The 19000-nt window shown below is 35.0% G+C and carries 15 protein-coding genes; 9 read left to right on the top strand and 6 right to left on the bottom strand.

The window, feature by feature from the left end; all coding sequences use genetic code 11:
• Window positions 1-59: 59 nt before the first annotated feature.
• The 6 genes from H4J54_RS02955 to H4J54_RS02930 all read right to left on the bottom strand — a co-directional run bounded on the left by H4J54_RS02955 (window position 60) and on the right by H4J54_RS02930 (window position 8526).
• Entirely contained in the window at window positions 60-1895 is a 1836-nt protein-coding gene (locus H4J54_RS02955) for a nitrilase-related carbon-nitrogen hydrolase (protein ID WP_182189419.1), read from the bottom strand.
• A 383-nt stretch (window positions 1896-2278) separates the two neighbouring features.
• The gene (locus H4J54_RS02950) at window positions 2279-4693 is read right to left on the bottom strand and encodes an RND family transporter (RefSeq protein ID WP_220464219.1); all 2415 of its coding nucleotides are present in this window, start codon (window positions 4691-4693) and stop codon (window positions 2279-2281) included.
• The gene (locus H4J54_RS02945) at window positions 4690-5619 is read right to left on the bottom strand and encodes a VacJ family lipoprotein (protein ID WP_182189416.1); all 930 of its coding nucleotides are present in this window, start codon (window positions 5617-5619) and stop codon (window positions 4690-4692) included. Before H4J54_RS02945 ends, H4J54_RS02950 begins: the two co-directional genes overlap by 4 nt.
• Window positions 5620-6144: 525 nt before the next feature.
• Window positions 6145-6636 (bottom strand): gamma-glutamylcyclotransferase family protein, encoded by a 492-nt coding sequence (locus H4J54_RS02940; RefSeq protein ID WP_182189415.1) that lies wholly within the window; start codon window positions 6634-6636, stop codon window positions 6145-6147.
• A 307-nt stretch (window positions 6637-6943) separates the two neighbouring features.
• On the bottom strand, window positions 6944-7525 hold the full coding sequence (locus H4J54_RS02935; RefSeq protein ID WP_182189414.1) for a carbonic anhydrase: 582 nt from the start codon (window positions 7523-7525) through the stop codon (window positions 6944-6946).
• Between the two features lie 335 nt (window positions 7526-7860).
• Window positions 7861-8526: a DUF3047 domain-containing protein gene (locus tag H4J54_RS02930; protein ID WP_182189413.1), complete on the bottom strand. Its 666-nt coding sequence runs from the start codon at window positions 8524-8526 to the stop codon at window positions 7861-7863.
• A gap of 343 nt (window positions 8527-8869) precedes the next feature.
• Between H4J54_RS02930 and H4J54_RS02925 the strand changes: the two genes are divergently transcribed.
• From H4J54_RS02925 to H4J54_RS02885, 9 genes are all read left to right on the top strand, one after another.
• The gene (locus H4J54_RS02925; RefSeq protein ID WP_182189412.1) at window positions 8870-9337 is read left to right on the top strand and encodes a hypothetical protein; all 468 of its coding nucleotides are present in this window, start codon (window positions 8870-8872) and stop codon (window positions 9335-9337) included.
• Entirely contained in the window at window positions 9327-10445 is a 1119-nt protein-coding gene (locus tag H4J54_RS02920) for a PQQ-dependent sugar dehydrogenase (RefSeq protein ID WP_182189411.1), read from the top strand. The genes H4J54_RS02925 and H4J54_RS02920 overlap by 11 nt, the downstream gene beginning before the upstream one ends.
• Before the next feature lie 763 nt (window positions 10446-11208).
• Window positions 11209-11811, top strand: a complete 603-nt coding sequence (locus H4J54_RS02915; RefSeq protein ID WP_182189410.1) for an ECF-type sigma factor — start codon at window positions 11209-11211, stop codon at window positions 11809-11811.
• A gap of 34 nt (window positions 11812-11845) precedes the next feature.
• Complete coding sequence (locus tag H4J54_RS02910; RefSeq protein WP_182189409.1) at window positions 11846-14665, top strand: serine/threonine-protein kinase; 2820 nt, start codon at window positions 11846-11848, stop codon at window positions 14663-14665.
• 271 nt (window positions 14666-14936) lie between these two features.
• The gene (locus tag H4J54_RS02905; protein ID WP_182189407.1) at window positions 14937-15362 is read left to right on the top strand and encodes a hypothetical protein; all 426 of its coding nucleotides are present in this window, start codon (window positions 14937-14939) and stop codon (window positions 15360-15362) included.
• Window positions 15363-15373: 11 nt separating this feature from the next.
• Complete coding sequence (locus H4J54_RS02900) at window positions 15374-16240, top strand: hypothetical protein (RefSeq protein ID WP_182189405.1); 867 nt, start codon at window positions 15374-15376, stop codon at window positions 16238-16240.
• Window positions 16241-16250: 10 nt separating this feature from the next.
• Entirely contained in the window at window positions 16251-16625 is a 375-nt protein-coding gene (locus H4J54_RS02895; protein WP_182189402.1) for a hypothetical protein, read from the top strand.
• 13 nt (window positions 16626-16638) lie between these two features.
• Window positions 16639-17031, top strand: coding sequence for a hypothetical protein (locus H4J54_RS02890; protein ID WP_182189400.1), 393 nt, complete (start codon window positions 16639-16641; stop codon window positions 17029-17031).
• 105 nt (window positions 17032-17136) lie between these two features.
• Window positions 17137-18990: a hypothetical protein gene (locus H4J54_RS02885; RefSeq protein WP_182189398.1), complete on the top strand. Its 1854-nt coding sequence runs from the start codon at window positions 17137-17139 to the stop codon at window positions 18988-18990.
• The last annotated feature ends 10 nt before the right edge of the window (window positions 18991-19000 follow it).

Below are 19000 nucleotides of genomic sequence, written 5' to 3'. Positions count from 1 at the left end.
AGGCTAACTAAACTGTTTTTTTGTTTTTTAACTAAATAGTTGTTTAGTCAATTTTATTTTTATAACCTAAGTAATGGATAAATAACAGCTTTGGTGATTTTACCATGCTGATACTTAACCAAAGGTTGGTTGATATAGCCATTAAATTTATCTGACTGCCAGGGATTTAATAAGCCTGACTCTGCCGGTACATTAGCAATTAATCCTGTGGATTTTTTCTGTTTTACTTTTTTTTTGTTTGAACTGCTACCCTTAGCTGTATCACGGTTCTTACCAGAAGCATCAGCAGAAGAATCGGCAGGAACAGGGTCGGCAAAGCTTTTCTCGCGACTGGCCGCAACAATACAAATTTTATGTTCAGCGGCGTAAGATAACAAGCTAAATTCAACCTCACTTGCTTCTTGAATATCGAACGGGACAAGTAACACCTGAATATTTTTTAAAGCCGCCAGCTTAACCATTTCAGGTATATTCGCGTCATCACCGGTTAGCATAGCAAGCTTAATCACACCTTGCTCTAACGGCAACTCTATAATTTTCAGCTCACTTCCTAATGCTGTCCATTGATATCTTTGACAAAAATGTAGCTGTTGTTGTGTTGCAAATATCCCCTGTTCGCTTATTAGCACAGCATGATGCGCTCCATCAATAACTAAACTCGTACACACATATTGCAAAGGTCTTAACACAGCACTGATTTGTTTAATGAGCTCAGTACACAAACAGGCCACTTGAGCGAGTTGCTCAGTGTTATTAGAGATTGTTTTATCTGCGATAAAAAATAATTCGGGTAGTTGAATAATGTCACTAAGGTTGTTTTCAATGTAATGACAAACATCTTCAATAGCTTGCTCGTTAGACTTATAGGTGGCAAATATCGCAACATTAGCCGTTTCTGGCACGGTATCATTGAGTGTGGTTTCAGTTGCTTGTTGCAGGGCTAGTTTTTGCTGTTGATAAAGTTCAGGTCGTCGTTGTTTTATAAGCTTGGTACCATCAGGACGCAATTTGTTGCTCAACCCTACCCTAGCTAAGTCGATATCAGCAAAAACAAACCCTTCTTCATTGTGATCTAGCTTTGCTAACACCTTGCCCTTAGGAGAGACTATTTGGCTATGGCCAACGCCCATGGGCTGCTTTTCAGCCCTTGAATTTTGACTTGAAAAATCGTCACTTTCTGCTGGAGCATATATTTGTGCTTGCCCTTGTGAGTGCCCTTTTGAGTGTTCTTGTAAACATTGTTGTGATGGCTCTTGCTGCCACAGCGAACCAATTTTATTTGCTGTGGCGACAAAGAGATTATTTTCAACTGCTCGAGCAAAGTCATGTAACTGGCTTTGATCTAATGCAAATGAACTCTGCGAATTACATAATAATTGCCCGCCGCCTAAGGCAAGCGCGCGTGATGGTTCAAAGCTAATACCATCGCTACCGGCTAACAGTCCAAGTTGTCCAAAAGGGCTTGTTACAATGCCAGAAACTTTATTGGTGCTAATAAAAAAATCATTTTCTTGGGCTGTCAGCACCTGTTTATCCGCTTGATGAATTAGCTCTCCGAGCGCTGAAAACAAGCAGGAGGTAACACTAATATTTGATTTGATCGCCGGGTTTTGGTGATCGCGTGTTAGGTCTTGGCGAAGTGTTACGCTAAGCATAATATAACAGTGATGCTTTTTCGCTTGCTGTGCTATCTGTTGTAAAAAACTACCATCAAGTGCTAAAGCTTGATGCCAAGCTTGGTTATGGTCGACGTACGAAGACTGAGTATTACAAAATTCAGGCAAAACGATTAACGATGGTTGGCACACCGCCGCCTGATTTATCATGCGAACACAGCTTGCTAGGTTTTCTTGAACATTTAAAGCGGTGGCAAACTGAGATACGGTGACGCGCATGATTTATATTTTCCAGATAACTAGGGGATTTTTTAATTGAGTAAGGTCACAACATGACACTTTATCCGTGAGATTATATCATTTACATTAAGTTTGTGACCTTATTGTTCGCAGGAAAAACAGCTCAAGTGAGTAATAACTTTATAAAAGTGGACTAAATATGAGCAATACACTCAAATTTATAGTCATTTAGCGACCATAAACTATCGGGGTAAAAGAGAGACTAAAGCTAACAACCTAGTAACAGCTACCCTTAGTACCTTTAACAGGGTTGTGAATAGGCTTATGAATAGGCAAAAAAAAGCTCATTGATATCAATGAGCTTTTAGAGCTTTTGTTACCCGCTTAAAGCAATAAAACACGACACTAACAATACAGTGCTCTTATGTTAGGGCTTGTTCAGCTTGCTTAACTTTGCTTTTAACTAGATATTTTTTCAATAATACCGGTAGTATTGTTATGTCAGTCACCAAGGCAATAACCATCGCAATACTGGTTAATAAACCGAACAACATACTGGGTACAAAATCAGAAAACACCAAGGTACCAAAACCAATAACAATCACTGTAGTGGTATATATTAAGGCATAACCCACTGATAAATTAGTCCGCTTAACCCAAGCTTCACTACTTGCTTGCCCGAGTTTTATTTCTGCTAAAGATCGATGGACATAATGAATGGTATCGTCCATTGAAATACCCATAGCAACGGCAGCAATGGTAATAGTCATTAAATCTAATGGAATCGAAAAAATGCCTAATATGCCCATAATCACTGAGGTGGTAATTAAATTAGGTATAATGGCAATCAAGGCCACTTTAAATGATGAAAAAATAATCATCAGTGTTATTGCCATAGCGCCGTAAACAATCAGTATGGTCAGTATTTGCGAATCCAGTAAACGCGACAATATATCTTGATAGAGGATAAACAACCCCGTTAGCGTATACTGCTGTTTGTCGATGCCCAAGGCTAATAATTCCTGATGAATATCGGCCAACAAATCAGCTCTATTTAAGCCCTCAGTGCTGTCTTGCACTCGCATTGAAATACGTATTTGATTGTCTTTTTCTGAAAAATAAGCCCCAAATAACGCTTGTTGTAACTTAGGGTCTAAACTTTTATAAAGCGCGGTAAGTTCATATTCTGTTAGCGGTTTACCGTTGACCACTTGGGCAATTTTAGTAAAATCTGCGATCGAGGTTATGGCACCAATGGCTTGCTGTTTTGCTAGCATATTTTGCATCGCTGTGACCGTTTGCACCGTACTGGCTGAAATAACTAAACCTGATTTAATTTGATCATCAGGAATATCAAATAACACGTCAAACGGTGTTGAACCGCCAAATTGTTGATCGATAAAAGTTAATTCTTTTCGAACGTCGGTTGATTCACTAAAGTAATTTAAAAAACTATTTTCTGCGGTTAATTTTAAGCAGCCCCACAGGCCAATAGCAGTGACTAGCAGCGAGATAAAAACAATTTTTTTAGGTTGGTTGTTAACAAAATTGGCACTTGCTTTCATACCACGCTCAATTTGGTGGTGCTGTTTTACAAAGTCTTGTTTATTAAATATTGCCAATAATAATGCGGGGAAAAAAACTAAACTCACAATAAAGCTGACTAACATAGCAACAACCATCATCCAACCGAAACTAATCACCGGCTGAACACCACTAAATATCAGCGAGCCAAAACCAATAGCTGTGGTTAATCCGGCATAGAAACAAGGTTTAATTTTTTGTTTAATAGTTGAAAATACTAGTTTTTTATGTGACCAGTCACTATTTTCAGTCACGAGTTCTTGATAATGAACAATCAGATGAATGATCATAGCTAATGACAAAATTATTTGCAGAGCAAAGACGTTAGCGGAAATAACCGTGACTTTAAAATCAAGTGCGGCTAATAAACCTATGGTCATCACCACACTGGCTGTACAACAAACAATGGGTAATATTACCCAACTTAATTGTCTAAACAAAAACCACAACAGCACAATAACCACCAAGATGATTAATGAACCAAAAAGTACTAAGTCATTCTCAATAATTTGAATTAACTCATAAGACAGTAAGTTATTACCACCGAGGTAAAAATCGCCATCTTTTTTATAAGGTAATAAAATAGCGCGAATTTTTTCAATTTCATCACTACGGGTTTGTTCAAATTTTTTATTGTAGGCTTGTTGTTGCTGTTTTAACGCTTCAAGGGCATTAAGCTCTTGTTTAGTTAGATCTCTGGTTAATAAATGACGTTTTATATCGATAATATCATGATTAATTTGCGCTACTTTTTGCTCTGACTTAAAAACTACCTGTAACGACAGCGCGGTTTGATCTTCGTTAACCAATAAGCCCTCATATAATGGGTGTTTTTTTAGACTTAGCGATAAGGTGTTTTCATCAAACTTTTGCTTTTGCCACGTTAAATTCTCAACTTCAGCAGAAAATGTTTTCGCTGAAGAAAAAATAGGCACATTAACAATACTTTTTACCTGTTTAACGCGAGGAATGGCTTCTATTTCATTACCAATAGTCGCAATGGAATTAAGAATAGCTGCTGAAAATAACTGACCCTTATGTGGTTTGAAGGCAATTAATATAAACTCTTCAGAGCCATAACGTTGTTCAGAAAGCTGGGTTAGAATGTAATGCTTATTATTATCAACCAACAAAGTATCAGCCGATGCATCTATTTCAAAATGCTTTGCCTCCCAAGCTAATGCGGCGGTCAATAACGTAAAAACAAGACAAACAACATAAGCCCACATAGTCGAATTTTGTTTAAACATCATTCTTCTACTACTGGGTTAATAGTATTCACCGGCATGGTTGTTGACTGTTTTTGCTGTTCAGTTTTAAAAATTTCTTTTCGACGTTCTTGACCGTCACGCTGTAAGTTTTGCATATATAAATTACGCACAAACTCATAAGGGTTTTCAACCTTGGCCAAAACATCAGGATATTTAGCTAAAATAGCGGTTTGCGCTTGTATGCCATCAACAAACAATAACTGCTGGGCCAGTGTGTCGTCATTAATATAATTAAGAGGATGTGCAAAGTAGTTAAAAGTTAATGACGCCGTGTCACGCAAATCAGACGGACCAAGCAAAGGTAAAACAAGATAAGCGCCATGCCCTACGCCATAGATGGCAAGGGTATCACCAAAAGTGGTTTTATTGCGCTCAAATTCCATCAAACTATTAGCGGGATCAAATAAGCCAAGTAAGCCCAGGGTGGTATTTATCAGCACACGAGTGATACTTTTACCCGACGCTGAAAATTCACCTTGTAGTAAGTGGTTAACCGCATAAAGTGGCTCACGTAAATTATAAAAGAAGTTCCGTATACTGGTGTCAACCGGCTTAGGCACAAGGTTTTCATAACCCTTCGCTAATGGACTTAATACGTGACGATAAACCGTATCATTAAATTTAAAAATAGGCTCGTTGATAAAACGCAATGAATCTTCCGGTGCCTGATAGCTGACTACACTGGGTAAATTTTGCTCAGCGGCTATTTCATAAGGACCTTTGATCGGTTGTTCACTATTGACTGATTTTTTACTAATAATTGATTTTTCAGCTAAGTTATTGCTTGAAGACGAACAACCTACGGCTATTGATAACGTTAATATTATTAATAGATAGTGCAGTATGCTTTTATGAATTTTGTTGTTCTGGGCTAAAGTAGGACTTACGTTTTTTTTTATTATTATCATTATTAATTCTCTTCAACGTTTTAATGCATTGCTCATTAAACAGAAATGGCACCCAACAAATTTACTCTTATTTTTGCACAATTGCTTTAATTAAAAATTGCCGATCTAACCATAACTAAAATTTTTGCCAGCCCTTCCATAAAAGCGCTTTGATTAATTATGTTAACCATGACAGCGTTAACATGACTTAAATAGTTTAGAAAAGAGATAGGAACAGCAACTTCTACGCTAACTATCACTAAAATTGGCTAGTTATTTATTATTAAATAATCATTTTATTATCGATAGCGGCTATCTAACTTAAAATTATTTCAGCTATTAAGCAGGTTTAGCGCTACTAGACAATATAGCTCGACCAAGCTTAAGGCTGTATTTTACAAATAATAGGCAAAAAAAACCGCGACTTGTTAAAGTAGCGGTTTATTAGTATATAACGATGAAATGTGACGAGAAGTAATAGTTCGCAAAAATTGTCTAGTACGACAACGTGTAGTGAACTACTACAGGCCCTTATTTAATTTTTTGTTAACTGTACATTGCACGTTGCTCTGCGTCTCGAGTTTTATCCGGGTCTTCTAAACACACAATAGACTCAATTACAGCAAGGTAGTCAGCCGGCAGTTTAGTTTCCTTTGCTCCGATAATGACGTGATTGAGGTACCAAGAATAAGGTTTTAATGCGTCGTCTATATTAATTGCACAGTATATTAAGGCGTCGAAGACTTCACCTAAGTCATTTTGTACAAAAACTATTTTTTCATCGTATCCATACCCTAAGCTTTCAGCGCGATCTAAAATTGTTTTTTCAGCTCTGTTTATCTCAAACAGAGCGCCAATAACTGTGTCTTCGGTATTATTTGTTTGAAAAGAATCACACTTTCCAGAGCCATCAGTACCACTCATGTTAAAGCGTAATTGGTGGTTTTTAAGCGTTACTGTTTCAAGCCTTTTGGCACTTGGTACCCGCTCTTGAAGTCTTAAAATCGACATGTTTGAACCGTATGCAAAATACTTCATTAATTCTCCTGTGCAGTTAATAACACATTTACTTGTAGTGCATGTGGGGTTAAGTTTTCTGTGCTGTTAAAGTACAGCGTTTTGTTATACCCGTTTCATTAATTATCTGGCCTACTTTATACGCAGGAAAACAACCAAATGAATGTAAGGCATTTATTTTAATAACGCGTTGCTCAGGATAATAGGCTCTTAAATTGTCTAATAAACTGCATCTATGCAGCGTTACTTATTAAATAAATAACGCCATAGTCGGTTGTTTTAATCTGGTAAAATAGCAATAAAATCAATAAGATTGATATTAATTATTTTAACTTGCCTTTCCAGCTTCTGTGGCTTCAAGAACCTCATTAAGGTTGCCCGTTTTACAGTCATAAATATAACCATAAATGGGAATATCACTGGGCACCATTGAATTACTTCTGATCCTTTGAACGTCTTCCAAAACACTTTTGTCTTGATCACTAATGGTGAGCCAATTAATGTACTTGCCATCAGTTGTACCGCCACCGGCTTTACTGTCATGCCAGCCAGAAGCATCAACACTTGAGGTTTTAAGGCTACTCGAAAGTAAATCGGCCATTATTTCAGTTGAAAATGTTTCCATGCCACAATCAGTATGATGGATAACAAACCATTCTTTTGTGCCTAGTAATTTATAAGAAATCACTAATGAACGAATAGCATCATCGCTTGCTCTGCCGCCTGCGTTACGAATGACATGTGCATCACCTTCAGCAAGACCTGCATATTTAGCTGGATCCAAGCGTGCATCCATACAGGTCAAAATGGCAAACTGCCTACCAGGAGGCATTGCCAAATCACCTTTATCTCCAAATGCAGCAACATAATCAGCATTGGCGGATTTTACTTCATCTACAATTTTACTCATCTTATTCTCCTTTGGTAAACCGTTTATATTACGCTTGTTTCCACTGCGGCAATAAGGGAAACAAGTGTTGGTCACAAAAATTTCATCGTTTGAGATCTACATAGCTATATTTCTGATAACCTCCACCTAATATACTCTTAGTGCGGTTAAAAGGTTTACACCAGCAATGACGTTTAAAGGTTATTTACTGCAGCTAAGTTCGTATAGCTATGCTCGTATTTACTTATGTCTATAAAAAACATTAGGTTAACTTAAGTGGATAGAAAGCATTGCCTAAAACTGCATAGTAAAATAAGGGTTAACTAATTATTTTTAAATTAATTATTAGCCAATAATTACTTGGTGCTAAAGACAATATCACCATAATAAGACTCTGCTTTTTTGCCACTATTATCGGTGTCTGTCATAATAGCTATAATGTCTATGTAGTTATAAGCTTTTAGGTTTGCTTCTTCACTACCTTGATCACCAAATGTATCAATTAAATCTTGGTATACATTACGCTTTTCTTCGTACCATTTACCGGTTTGAGATTCCTTCCCTTGGACAGACATCATTTTGACACTTGAACCCGCAAAGGGATTATCCCAAACTAAACCTTTATCTTGATTACTCGACCACACATAGTTTAAGGATTTGGTCTTCCAAACCATAAAGCCACCATCGATTACAACGTAAACTCTAGCGACGAAGTCATCCCCACTTTTACTACGTTCGTTTAACCCATGTAAGGTTTTTTCTACTAACCAACTCCAGTTTATGTAAGGCGTTATAGTAAGATCAATTTTATTTTCCAACACCAATCCAGACGCAGAACTCTGACTGAGGGCTTGCAGTGCCAAGCGTCCTTGATGCTGGTTTATAGTGTAAATAGATTTGCCAGAGAATACTTTAGCTTCCCACAGTGCAATACCGTTATTATTTAATGAGGTTAAATTGGTAAACGATTTAGCATTAAAACAAGTTATTACGCTAAACAGTAAAATAATCCATCCAAGCATATAATTTTCCTATATCGCCACTGAGTTGTATAACTAACGGGTAGAATAACCCGTTGGTATTTTTATTTGTTCATAGTAACACTTTAGCGGCATTGAACTTTTTAACAATCAATACCATTTACGTTTTGATCATTTTAATTTTTCTATCATTGGGGTTCAATCATGGCTGGCTGTTTTATTTATTTTATACAGCAAAAGTGCCCTTAAAATAATATCTAGGTAACTTAACGTCATCATTCTAAAATTTTTTATAATAATATTATATTAAGCTTATAAAAAATGTATATTTAACAGCTTACTTAATATTGTGTACCTATTTACTGAACTCAACAAAGGTCAATTTATGTTAAAAACCATCGTACTCTTTATTTGTACTAGCTTAACGGCCACCCTGCTTGTTTGTATTGTGTCGACACAAATAGTATTAGCCGACGTGCAATCATTTGGGCTTAGCATACCTTGGGCGGTTCGTTTAGATGCCACCATTAAAGACATACTCGGACTAGCTCCAGTGCTGTATTTATTGATTTCAATTGGCTTTTTTATTGGTTTTATTTTGGCTAAATATGCCCACCAATTTATCGGTGGCAATAGAATGGCTTGGTATATTGCCTCTGGATGTACTACCTTTCCTCTGACGATGTATCTTATTCAATATATTATGGGCTTAACAATAATTGCTTCTACACGAACTCCACTAGGGCTATTTTTAACCACTTGCTGTTGTATATTTTCTGCATGGCTTTTCGCCCTCCTAACATCGCGCACAAAAATTCAGCTAATAACTCAAGGTAATCAAAATGATAAGTAATCATCATATATTTAAAAAACTTAGCATCAGTTTATGTTTACTTCTTGCTAGTACTATTATTTATGCAGAAACACAAACTCAAGAATATAAAGTATCAACTGTCGTTGAAAACTTGAAGTTTCCTTGGTCAATTGCCTTCTTACCTAACGATGATATGTTAGTGACAGAGCGCGGAGGAAGCCTAAGAGTTATCAGAGATGGTAAATTACTTGAGCAGAAAATCTCTGGCTTGCCTGATATTTATGTTGATGGCCCCGCGGGACTATTTGATATTGTTTTAGATCCTAACTTTGCAACAAACAAAAAACTTTATATATCTTACAGTGGTGGCACAGCAAGCAACAACTTTGTTCAAGTGATCAGCGCCACATTACAAAACATGTCACTGCAACAATCTAAAGTGATATTTACGGGCTCTAGTAGAAATACTCCCCATCATCATGGCGCTAGAATGGCCTTTCTTCCTGATGGCACACTACTGATAACCGCGGGTGATGGTTTTAATTTTCGTGAAGAAGCACAATCCCTTAATAGCATGTTAGGAAAAGTACTTAGAATTAACACCGATGGTACTATTCCTAAAGACAATCCATTTGTCGGTCAAAAAAATGCAAAATCTGAAATATACAGCTATGGCCATCGTAACCCGCAAGCAATATTAGTCAGCAAAACTAAAAAAGTTTGGCTGCATGAACATGGGCCTAAAGGGGGTGATGAATTAAATTTAATTAAATCAGGTCTTAATTATGGCTGGCCAGCCATTACTTATGGCGTAGATTATTCAGGTGCCTTAATATCTCCTTTTACTGAAGCAAAAGGAATGGAGCAACCCATTACCTATTGGGTGCCTTCTATAGCACCGGCTGGCATGACAGAATATCAAGGTAATATTTTCCCCCAATGGCAAGGTGATTTATTTGTTGCTGCTCTAGCAGGAAAAAGTGTCCGACGCTTAAAGTTAGAAGACAATAAAGTGGTAGAACAAGAAACCATGTTAGCTGAGCGAAAACAAAGGATCCGTGATATTAGAACTGGCCCTGACGGCTATATTTATATTCTAACTGATAGCCCTCAAGGAGAGTTATTAAAGTTATCCCCTAATTTATAAACATAATGAAAATATCACCCCACTCTGATTAACAAAGAAACGGTTTAAATTACTTGTTAATACCAGAGCAGAGGAAAATATAGCCTGGGAGATAGGGAGTTCAAGCCTACTCGAAAGATTGGCACTGTAAACCCTAGGTTGTTGTAGATCACTAAATTCTAGACGAAAAAAACCGCTAATCTTTCGCTTAGCGGTTTTTTATAGTTTGGCGGTGAGATAGTAATTTGAACCGTATCCTTTCAATTTTTTAAAACTGTAAGTTGTTATTTTTTTAGTGACTAACAGTAAAAATAAAACCAAATCTTGCAATTACTGAATACAATTGACCTCATATAACCCCAGTAGTTTTGTGAACCTAAACATACAGGAAATACCAGTCTATTATGTACTTTATAAAGTACGAAAAGTCTCATAGCTTCAGCAATAAACCCAAGTAACTGTATTGCTTTAATTGATAATTTTTATCAATATTTTTTGGGTATAATTTTATCTACTAATATGCAAAGCAATATATCTGGATTGACAGACATTTTATTAAACCTAATTCAAATACTGCTAAAGATGGACGATAGTGAACTTGAAATGCATAAAGGTAAACAGTCATTCAAATCAGTTTAAGCGCATATAAATATTACTGTATATAAAGCCATTTTTAACAAGGGCAAAGAAAAACACACCAAAAAGCCTAAATAAAATAAATTTTTATTTTATATGACAATCATTTACCATGAGTTTATTAAAATTTAACATATTGAATAATTGAATGGATTCAACAACTACTAGTGCCAATGAAGTCTGTATTACTGACATTATAATAAAATGGGAACAAGGCGACAATAAAGCCAAAAATGCACTTTATACGTTCGCCTATCAGCAATTTAAAAGTATCGTGAGAAAAGTTAAGTCGAAAAATTTTCAAGATGAAAGCTCTAATTCAATAGCACCATTGGCTATTGCCGCCAATACCACTTCATTAGTTCATGATGCTTTTATCAAAATGTCTCAACACAGAAATATTGATATTAATTCTAGACAAACTTTTTATAGGTTATTTGCTCAAACCGTTTATTCAATATTAGTCGATCAAGTCAGAAAAATTCTCACTAAAAAAAGAAGCCAAGATCCAAGCCTCTTGATAAATAGCGAGATTAATTGGCTAGAAGCTGAAAAGTTGGTGGAATTAGAATCAGAGTTAAAACATCTAGCAAAGCAATATGACAGACAAGTCACTATATTTTTGTATAAATATGTATGTATTATGCCGCTTTCAGAGGTTGCCGATATTTTACAAATTTCAGCTTCAACGGTAGATAAAGATCTGAGCTTTATTAAAAGTCTTCTTACTCACAACCTCTCACAACATTAATTCAAATAAAAATAATAAGAATAAGAATAATACAATGAATAATTTATACCAAGAATTCAGTCAGTTAATGACGCTAGATAAAGACCAGCAAGATAAGTATTTCGATAAAATTAAAATTCAAACAGAGCTTTATACAACACTTAAATCTATGTTGAAAAATAATAACGCTAATTACACCAATGTATTTAATAATGGCATTGAATTAACGCGAGAACATGCAACCGATCAGCTAAATATTAATGACACTATTGGCAAGTACAAAATATCATCCTTAATTGGACAAGGCGGTATGGGCAATGTTTATTTAGCAAATAGAATTGACGGAGAATATGAACAACAAGTCGCAATAAAAACAATTCCTTTGGCGTTATTAGGCGATATTTCAGCACAAGTGATCAACTATGAAGCTCAAGCCTTAGCACAGTTAAATCATCCAAATATTGTACCTATTATTGATGCAGGAAGGTCTGATGAAGGTTATGTCTATATTGTTATGCAGTATATCCAAGGATTAACCTTATCTGAATATATTCAAAGTAACTCACTAAACCAACAACAAAAATTAAATTTATTTATAAAGCTATTAGATGCGGTTATCCATGCTCATGAAAATCAAGTTTTACACCGAGATTTAAAACCAGAAAATATTATAATAGATGAAAATGGTGACCTCTTTCTGCTCGATTTTGGTATTTCAAAATTAATTGGAGAGAAACATGACGATAATATTCAAGCTTACTTAAATGCTTTGTCATATCAATATGCATCTCCTGAACAAAAACAAGGTAAAGCCATTACAACCGCCTCTGATATATATAGCTTAGGTAAAATAATAGCCACATTATTTATTAATTCATCTACACCAGCGATTAGTGCCATTGTTACAAAATCTACTGATGATATTACCGATAATAGATATGCGACTGTTGCAGAATTAAAGCAAGAGATTCAATATTACTTAAACAACCAACCCATTTTAGCTATTCAAAGTGTATCTTATAATTCAAAATTATGGTTTAAGCGTAATTCATTAGCTTTTGCCGCTGCAATAATTGTCATTGCAGGTATTAGCATAGGTAGTTGGCAAGTATATCAATCAAATGTTGAAGCGAATCAACAGGCTATTTTAGCAAATCAAAACCTTCAGTTAGCTGAAACTATGCTTGAACAAGTTGATGTTAGATTATCTACAGAAACAGAGCGACAACAAGCCTTAGTTGATGCAGCTAAAACAATTAATATTAAATTATTGCCACAAAAGCAGGCGGTGAGGTTTACAAAATCACTAGCTGACTCCTATAAAGCGATTGGTAATTACGATGCCTATCAAATTTACGCACAACAACTATTTGATCAAACAAAAGACAATGGTTCGTTCATCATAGAACATCTCATTGCCACAAAAATGTTAATTGAATTAGATGTAATATATCAGCGTTTTACTCAAGCTAAACAAAGACTATCGGCATTGGCACTACAAGTTAAAAGCTTAGAGAATAAGCAAGCCCCCGCATTAATAGAGTTATTGGATTGGGAAATGAAGACCCTTGACCAATTTTTAGTTAATGATGCTTTAGCGATATATAAAGCAATAAAACCGCATTTATCCGCCATAAATATTAGCCAAACCTTAAATATCAGCCTGTTTGAAATGCATGAGTTGGTTCAAGCTAAAAAATATAAATTAGCCATAGCATCATCGTTAAATTCATTGGCAATAGCTAAAAATAATATTAAAGAAATTCCTATCAGATATTGGGTTAGGCATTTAATCGCTTGGGATACCATCCAAAATGAATATGATGAACCTTCTGATTATTCAATATTTGAAGAAAAAGTGTTAAATGGACTAGGTGACATGGAAGTTCTTTTAGATAAAAACCACCCCATTGTTACCTCTTTAGCCTTAACAGTACTTAACCGACTTTCAGCTAGAGAAAATAAAGCGTTATTTACTTTATCTGAGCATTTTAAAGATATAAAACTTGATGATTTAGCCCCTCTTTATCAAATTACAAAAGGGATTAATGATCTAAATTATTTTATTGATAATGGTCAACATGCAAAAGCTTATGATTTACTAAAAAAATTATATAAGAAAATACCCTTAGCATCAGCAGACTCAATCCCCTTGTATCAAGTGTTTTCTTATTTTGTTTACGATTTTGGTCAGTACGAATTAATGTTCAACAATCATGTAAAAATGATCAAACTAGCAGAAGCTAATAATTATCTTTCATCGTCTTCATATTATAACTCTGAGCTATGTTCACACCTAGCTAAACGTTTACCTCAAAAGATGGAAAAAGCATGTGAAAATGCTGTATTACAAGCAACAGAGATCTATGGTGATGATGGATTTTGGACTTGGGAAGCTAAAATGTCTCAATTTAATTTATATCGCTATAACAACCAACCTGAGTTAGCGAAACAAAGATACAAAGCGTTAGATGCTGCTAAAAATAAATTTGATGGCACTTGGTATTTAACTTTTTTGGGCACAGCAATACGCTATCAGCTACAGATGAAAGAAGTGAGTACTGCAAGAGAGTTGTTGGATATTTATAATACAGAAGTAAGTAAATTAACTCGCTCCTATGGGTTAAGTACTCGACTTTATAATGCCCATGTTCTTAATGCTGAAAATAAAATTGGCCTAGCAAAAGAAGCCCTCACCTATGACATATCAAGGTTTTGTGACCAATGGCCATACAATCATTCTGCATTAGTTGAATTAAGGCGATTTAGAAAAGAGCTACACTTTGAACCATATGATCAATGTCCAAACGCTGTAAAATGGGATGATGTCGTTAAGGATGAAGCGATTATTAATAAAATTTATGCTGCAGAGTAAATAACACCACAGTTTTAGCTCATAAATCAAAAGTGCAAAGTTACTAATACCTTTGCACTTTATTCAAAAAAAATCATTTCAAATAAATTACGTTTTATTATTTAAAAAACGTACCTTCTATAAAATCAATACAACTCATATAGTTAATCAACGATATAGCTCTTAATGCAGTCAATAGCTTTAAATTTGGTATTTCAAAAAATTAATTCGCATTAATTGAAAAATAATAAGCAATAACAAAAAATACAATACATTTTTAATGGATGAAAATATGAAAAAAATAATAGTATGCTTTTTACTTCTTGCCTCGTCACTTACTTACGCACAAACACCTTCAATACTGCCAGATATAGTTAAACTTCAAGGTCCTTACAGTATTTCAATGGAATTAGTACAAAAAAGTGATGTTCACTTATATATTCCTGATGGTGGTGTGGCAACAATATCTCTAGAAGGAGACGATGTTTTTGATACTGCGACAGATAACACGAATTACATCAGTGCTGTAATACATAAAAGTGGCAAAGCCGTATTGGTTAAAAGTGATGCAAATGGTGGCTACTCATATTCAATAGGCTTAGTCACTAAATGCGGCAAAGCAGTATCAGTGACTATTCACGGATTACCAGCATCAACTAAACCTAAAACAGTAAAACCTAAGTTATTCATTACTTCTGCTAATTGTGAATCATCATAAGGATATGAAAAATGAAAGGTCAAATATTACATATAAGTGAAAGCACTTTAATAATAAGAGCTGAAAACGATCAAAAGCTTGAAGTGTCCATCAGTGAAATAAAATCAGAAATAACACCACATGTTGGTGATACTGTTGATTTCGATATTATTGAAGAAAAAGCAGTAAATATATTTATCTTGAGACAAACAGCGTCTTTAGATGAACATCTCAATAGTGCTAAAGAGATGGCAGGAAATTTATTTTCAAAAGCAAAGGGGCAGCTCAATGAGGAGAATGCTCAAAAAGCCAAAAATCTTGCTTCTCAAGCAACCAATAAAGCTAAGGAGTCTTTGAAAAACATTGATTACTCAAAAGCGACTAATGCAATAAAAAACATCAAATTACCCACTAATACAGGCACAGCTAAACTACACAATAAATTTGCCTTTTTAATCGTTGTGCTAATTTTCATCTCAATGGTATTGCCCTTAGTAGACATAGGTTTTGGCAGTAGCCAGTCCTATTTTCAACTTGTTGAAAGTAATTCACTAATGGTGATATTCCTTCTACTATCTGCCGTTAGCTTAGTGCTAGGGTTACCAAGATTAATCACTCGTAGTGTATCCATCATTTTTTTAATTATCGCCTCAATGCCTGTTTATGACGGTATTAATGCCCTTAATGATATGGGCATGTTTTCATCTAGAAGAAGATCTAATTTGGATGGCCTAGACCCATTTTTTGACATAATTCAAATAGGCATGCCATTACTTGTTATTTCAATAGTGATCTTTACCATTTTGCAAATGCTTCCGTTTTACCAAGTCAGTAATAAATTTAAACCTCAAGCTGAAGTACCTTTAGATAAGTCTTCAGAGCAAGCCATCACAGAATAAGGATATTAAAATGAAAATTAAAACAGCAAAAATTACAACAATTGCATCACTGGTAGCGTTAGTTACCGCTTGTGGTAGTGATATTAAAACAATGGCAGAAATAAACACGATGTCACCAGCAGAAGTCGCCACCTTCACTTGTAATACCATTAAAGAAGCCAATTTAGAACAAGCAAAAATATTTTTTGAAAAAAGCCAATATGCCGATTTCGAAAAAGAATCTAAAAAAGAAGCGGATACTTGGGCACAAAATACTACAAGCATGAACTGTACAGTCAAAAGTAGTAAAGAAACTAAAAGTTATACTCGCTTCAAGTTTATTAAAGGCATTGACAGCGTAAAAGTTAAGAAAATTGATGGAAATTACATTGTATTACTTGGGTAAAAGGGAACTAATAATGAAAAAAATCAATAATATTATAGCGATATCAATTGCAGCGTTATTGCTAAGTGCCTGTAGCAACCCACAGGATGATGCAGTCACCATCGCTAGTAAAGTCTGCAAAAATATAAAGCGTGGTTATTTCGCTGAAATGGATAAATACGCATTAAAAAGTGTGTATGAAGATCAGATGGATGAAAACGTTCCAAGCTTTGGGAGAAGTTTACTCAGAACTATAAGAAAAGAGTACAACTGCGAAATCAGAGAAGTTAAAGCTAATGATGACGAAAGCACCTTTAAAGTTTATTTTGTTAAATTTCCTAAATTAACTATTCAAGAAACAGAGAATGGTTTTAAAGCGATAAAAATTGGCTCTGAATTATCAAATTTAAAGTTCAAGTTTGAATAACTCCTTTATTGAACTAATAACTACCAACCCTTTCTTTAACAATGAGTTAGTGGCACAATAACCATAACACTAGGACATTAACATACTCAAAAGGACTTTTTATCTATGCAAAAAACTTTAAAAAACCTCACCATTATTTCCACCCTCGCTATTCTATCCGCATGTGGTGGCGGAGGTGGAGACGCTGACAGCTCACCAACAATTACACTGTCATCTTCAAATATTGATCTTAATGAAAGATCATCAACAACAATTAATGTTAATACCTCAGCGGCTGAAAATAACACAGTAACCGTTACAGCGAGTTCTGATAATGGGGTGTTAACAGCTTCTTATGCGAATGGTGTACTCACATTAACCGCCAGTGAAGTAGAATTTAACACGGCTATTACAGTTACTCTTGTAGCCGTAGATAGTAAGTCAGCATCATCAACAAGAATATTAACGGTCAATGTTAAAGATTTACCAAACCAAGCGCCAGAGCTTTCTTGGGTTGGTGAGCAGCAACATATTGATCTGAATGAAAGGTCATTAACAACAATTGATGTTACTACCTCAGATGCTGAAAATGACACAGTAACCGTTACAGCAAGTTCTGATAATGAGGTATTAACAGCTTCTTATGCGGATGGTGTACTCACATTAACCGCCAGTGAAGTAGCATTAAACACGGCTATTACCGTTACTGTTGAAGCAATAGATAGTAAGTCAGCATCATCAACAAAAATATTAACGGTCAATGTTAAAGATTTACCAAACCTAGCGCCAGAGCTATCTTGGATTGGTGAGCAACCACGGAAACAAATGGCTGAAAGAACACAGTTATCAATACCGTTTGATGTTACTGACACTGACACTGATCTTTCAGAGTTGATTTTTGATGTTACTTTTGACTTAGTGGATGGCTATCAAGAGGAAGATAATATGCCAACTTTTGAAGTTGATTTGGAAAATAAACTTTTAATTTTAACTGCAAAGATAAGTGATGATACTACATCTGAATTATTGGGTGAGTTCAGTGTATTTGATGGTGAAACGAAAAAGTCAATTAATCTAAATATTCACTTGTCTGTAAATAAAGCGCTTACCTATTTGAAATTTAATAAGCTTTATATTGTTGAGGGTGGCTCTAGTATTGATGCAGTATATCATATAGTAGCTGGCGACTCAGATAAATTCATTATAGGTGATGTTTATTTTGATGATAATGCTGATAAAGAAGAAAACCTATTAAGTTGGTCGCTTGATAAAGATAATAGAACGCTAACGGTTCATGCTGATGTTGGCGCTATTGGTAAAGATATCGCACTCAAAGTTCAATATACAGACAAAGATATGTTTAATGATGATGGAGAAAGACTTTATAATAGCAGTACGGTCAATTTTCATATTAAAGAGGTGATAACTCAAAACGAAATTGATTTGATGGCTAAATTTGAAGCATTCAAAAGAAATATTGAGTTATCAGCAGAGTATGAAGGAGTTTCTGATTTTTTATTAGATTACTTACTTATCAATCAAAAGATTTCAAAAGAAGAATACAATGATATTCAAGATAATGCATATCACTTTAGATCCACCTATCCCACTATTGTTAATAGGCATGAGCGTACAATTAAAGATAAAATTTTAACTACAAATTTCTATGCTGACCCTGCAAATTCACAGCCAGTGATTGATGATTTTAATAATATGATGGCTCAAGCAGAAACGACTTATGCCAGAGAAATTGTTGATTTTATAAATGACAGTATATTAAATAGAGTTGATGGTATTAGCGTATTACTACCTAGGATTGATTTTACTGATTCTTACAGCTATACCAATGGTGAGCTTGTTTCTAGACTAGTGGGTAAAGATGAATTTGGAGTATATGTAGACGACCAATGGGTATTTAATGACACCTATTCTTTCCTAAGAGCATCATCTGCAATTACATTAAACGATAGTCGTTTATAAGGACTTACCT

This window comes from Colwellia sp. MB3u-8 (assembly GCF_014076985.1).
Lineage (GTDB): Bacteria > Pseudomonadota > Gammaproteobacteria > Enterobacterales > Alteromonadaceae > Cognaticolwellia.
This window is presented reverse-complemented; position numbering and strand designations above follow the sequence as displayed.

What these genes read in the sequence shown, in the direction of transcription:
- H4J54_RS02955 (WP_182189419.1), bottom strand. Translation starts at nt 1,895, where the DNA reads ATGCGCGTCACCGTATCTCAGTTTGCCACCGCTTTAAATGTTCAAGAA.
- H4J54_RS02950 (WP_220464219.1), bottom strand. Translation starts at nt 4,693, where the DNA reads ATGATGTTTAAACAAAATTCGACTATGTGGGCTTATGTTGTTTGTCTT.
- H4J54_RS02945 (WP_182189416.1), bottom strand. Translation starts at nt 5,619, where the DNA reads ATGATAATAATAAAAAAAAACGTAAGTCCTACTTTAGCCCAGAACAAC.
- H4J54_RS02940 (WP_182189415.1), bottom strand. Translation starts at nt 6,636, where the DNA reads ATGAAGTATTTTGCATACGGTTCAAACATGTCGATTTTAAGACTTCAA.
- H4J54_RS02935 (WP_182189414.1), bottom strand. Translation starts at nt 7,525, where the DNA reads ATGAGTAAAATTGTAGATGAAGTAAAATCCGCCAATGCTGATTATGTT.
- H4J54_RS02930 (WP_182189413.1), bottom strand. Translation starts at nt 8,526, where the DNA reads ATGCTTGGATGGATTATTTTACTGTTTAGCGTAATAACTTGTTTTAAT.
- H4J54_RS02925 (WP_182189412.1), top strand. Translation starts at nt 8,870, where the DNA reads ATGTTAAAAACCATCGTACTCTTTATTTGTACTAGCTTAACGGCCACC.
- H4J54_RS02920 (WP_182189411.1), top strand. Translation starts at nt 9,327, where the DNA reads ATGATAAGTAATCATCATATATTTAAAAAACTTAGCATCAGTTTATGT.
- H4J54_RS02915 (WP_182189410.1), top strand. Translation starts at nt 11,209, where the DNA reads ATGGATTCAACAACTACTAGTGCCAATGAAGTCTGTATTACTGACATT.
- H4J54_RS02910 (WP_182189409.1), top strand. Translation starts at nt 11,846, where the DNA reads ATGAATAATTTATACCAAGAATTCAGTCAGTTAATGACGCTAGATAAA.
- H4J54_RS02905 (WP_182189407.1), top strand. Translation starts at nt 14,937, where the DNA reads ATGAAAAAAATAATAGTATGCTTTTTACTTCTTGCCTCGTCACTTACT.
- H4J54_RS02900 (WP_182189405.1), top strand. Translation starts at nt 15,374, where the DNA reads ATGAAAGGTCAAATATTACATATAAGTGAAAGCACTTTAATAATAAGA.
- H4J54_RS02895 (WP_182189402.1), top strand. Translation starts at nt 16,251, where the DNA reads ATGAAAATTAAAACAGCAAAAATTACAACAATTGCATCACTGGTAGCG.
- H4J54_RS02890 (WP_182189400.1), top strand. Translation starts at nt 16,639, where the DNA reads ATGAAAAAAATCAATAATATTATAGCGATATCAATTGCAGCGTTATTG.
- H4J54_RS02885 (WP_182189398.1), top strand. Translation starts at nt 17,137, where the DNA reads ATGCAAAAAACTTTAAAAAACCTCACCATTATTTCCACCCTCGCTATT.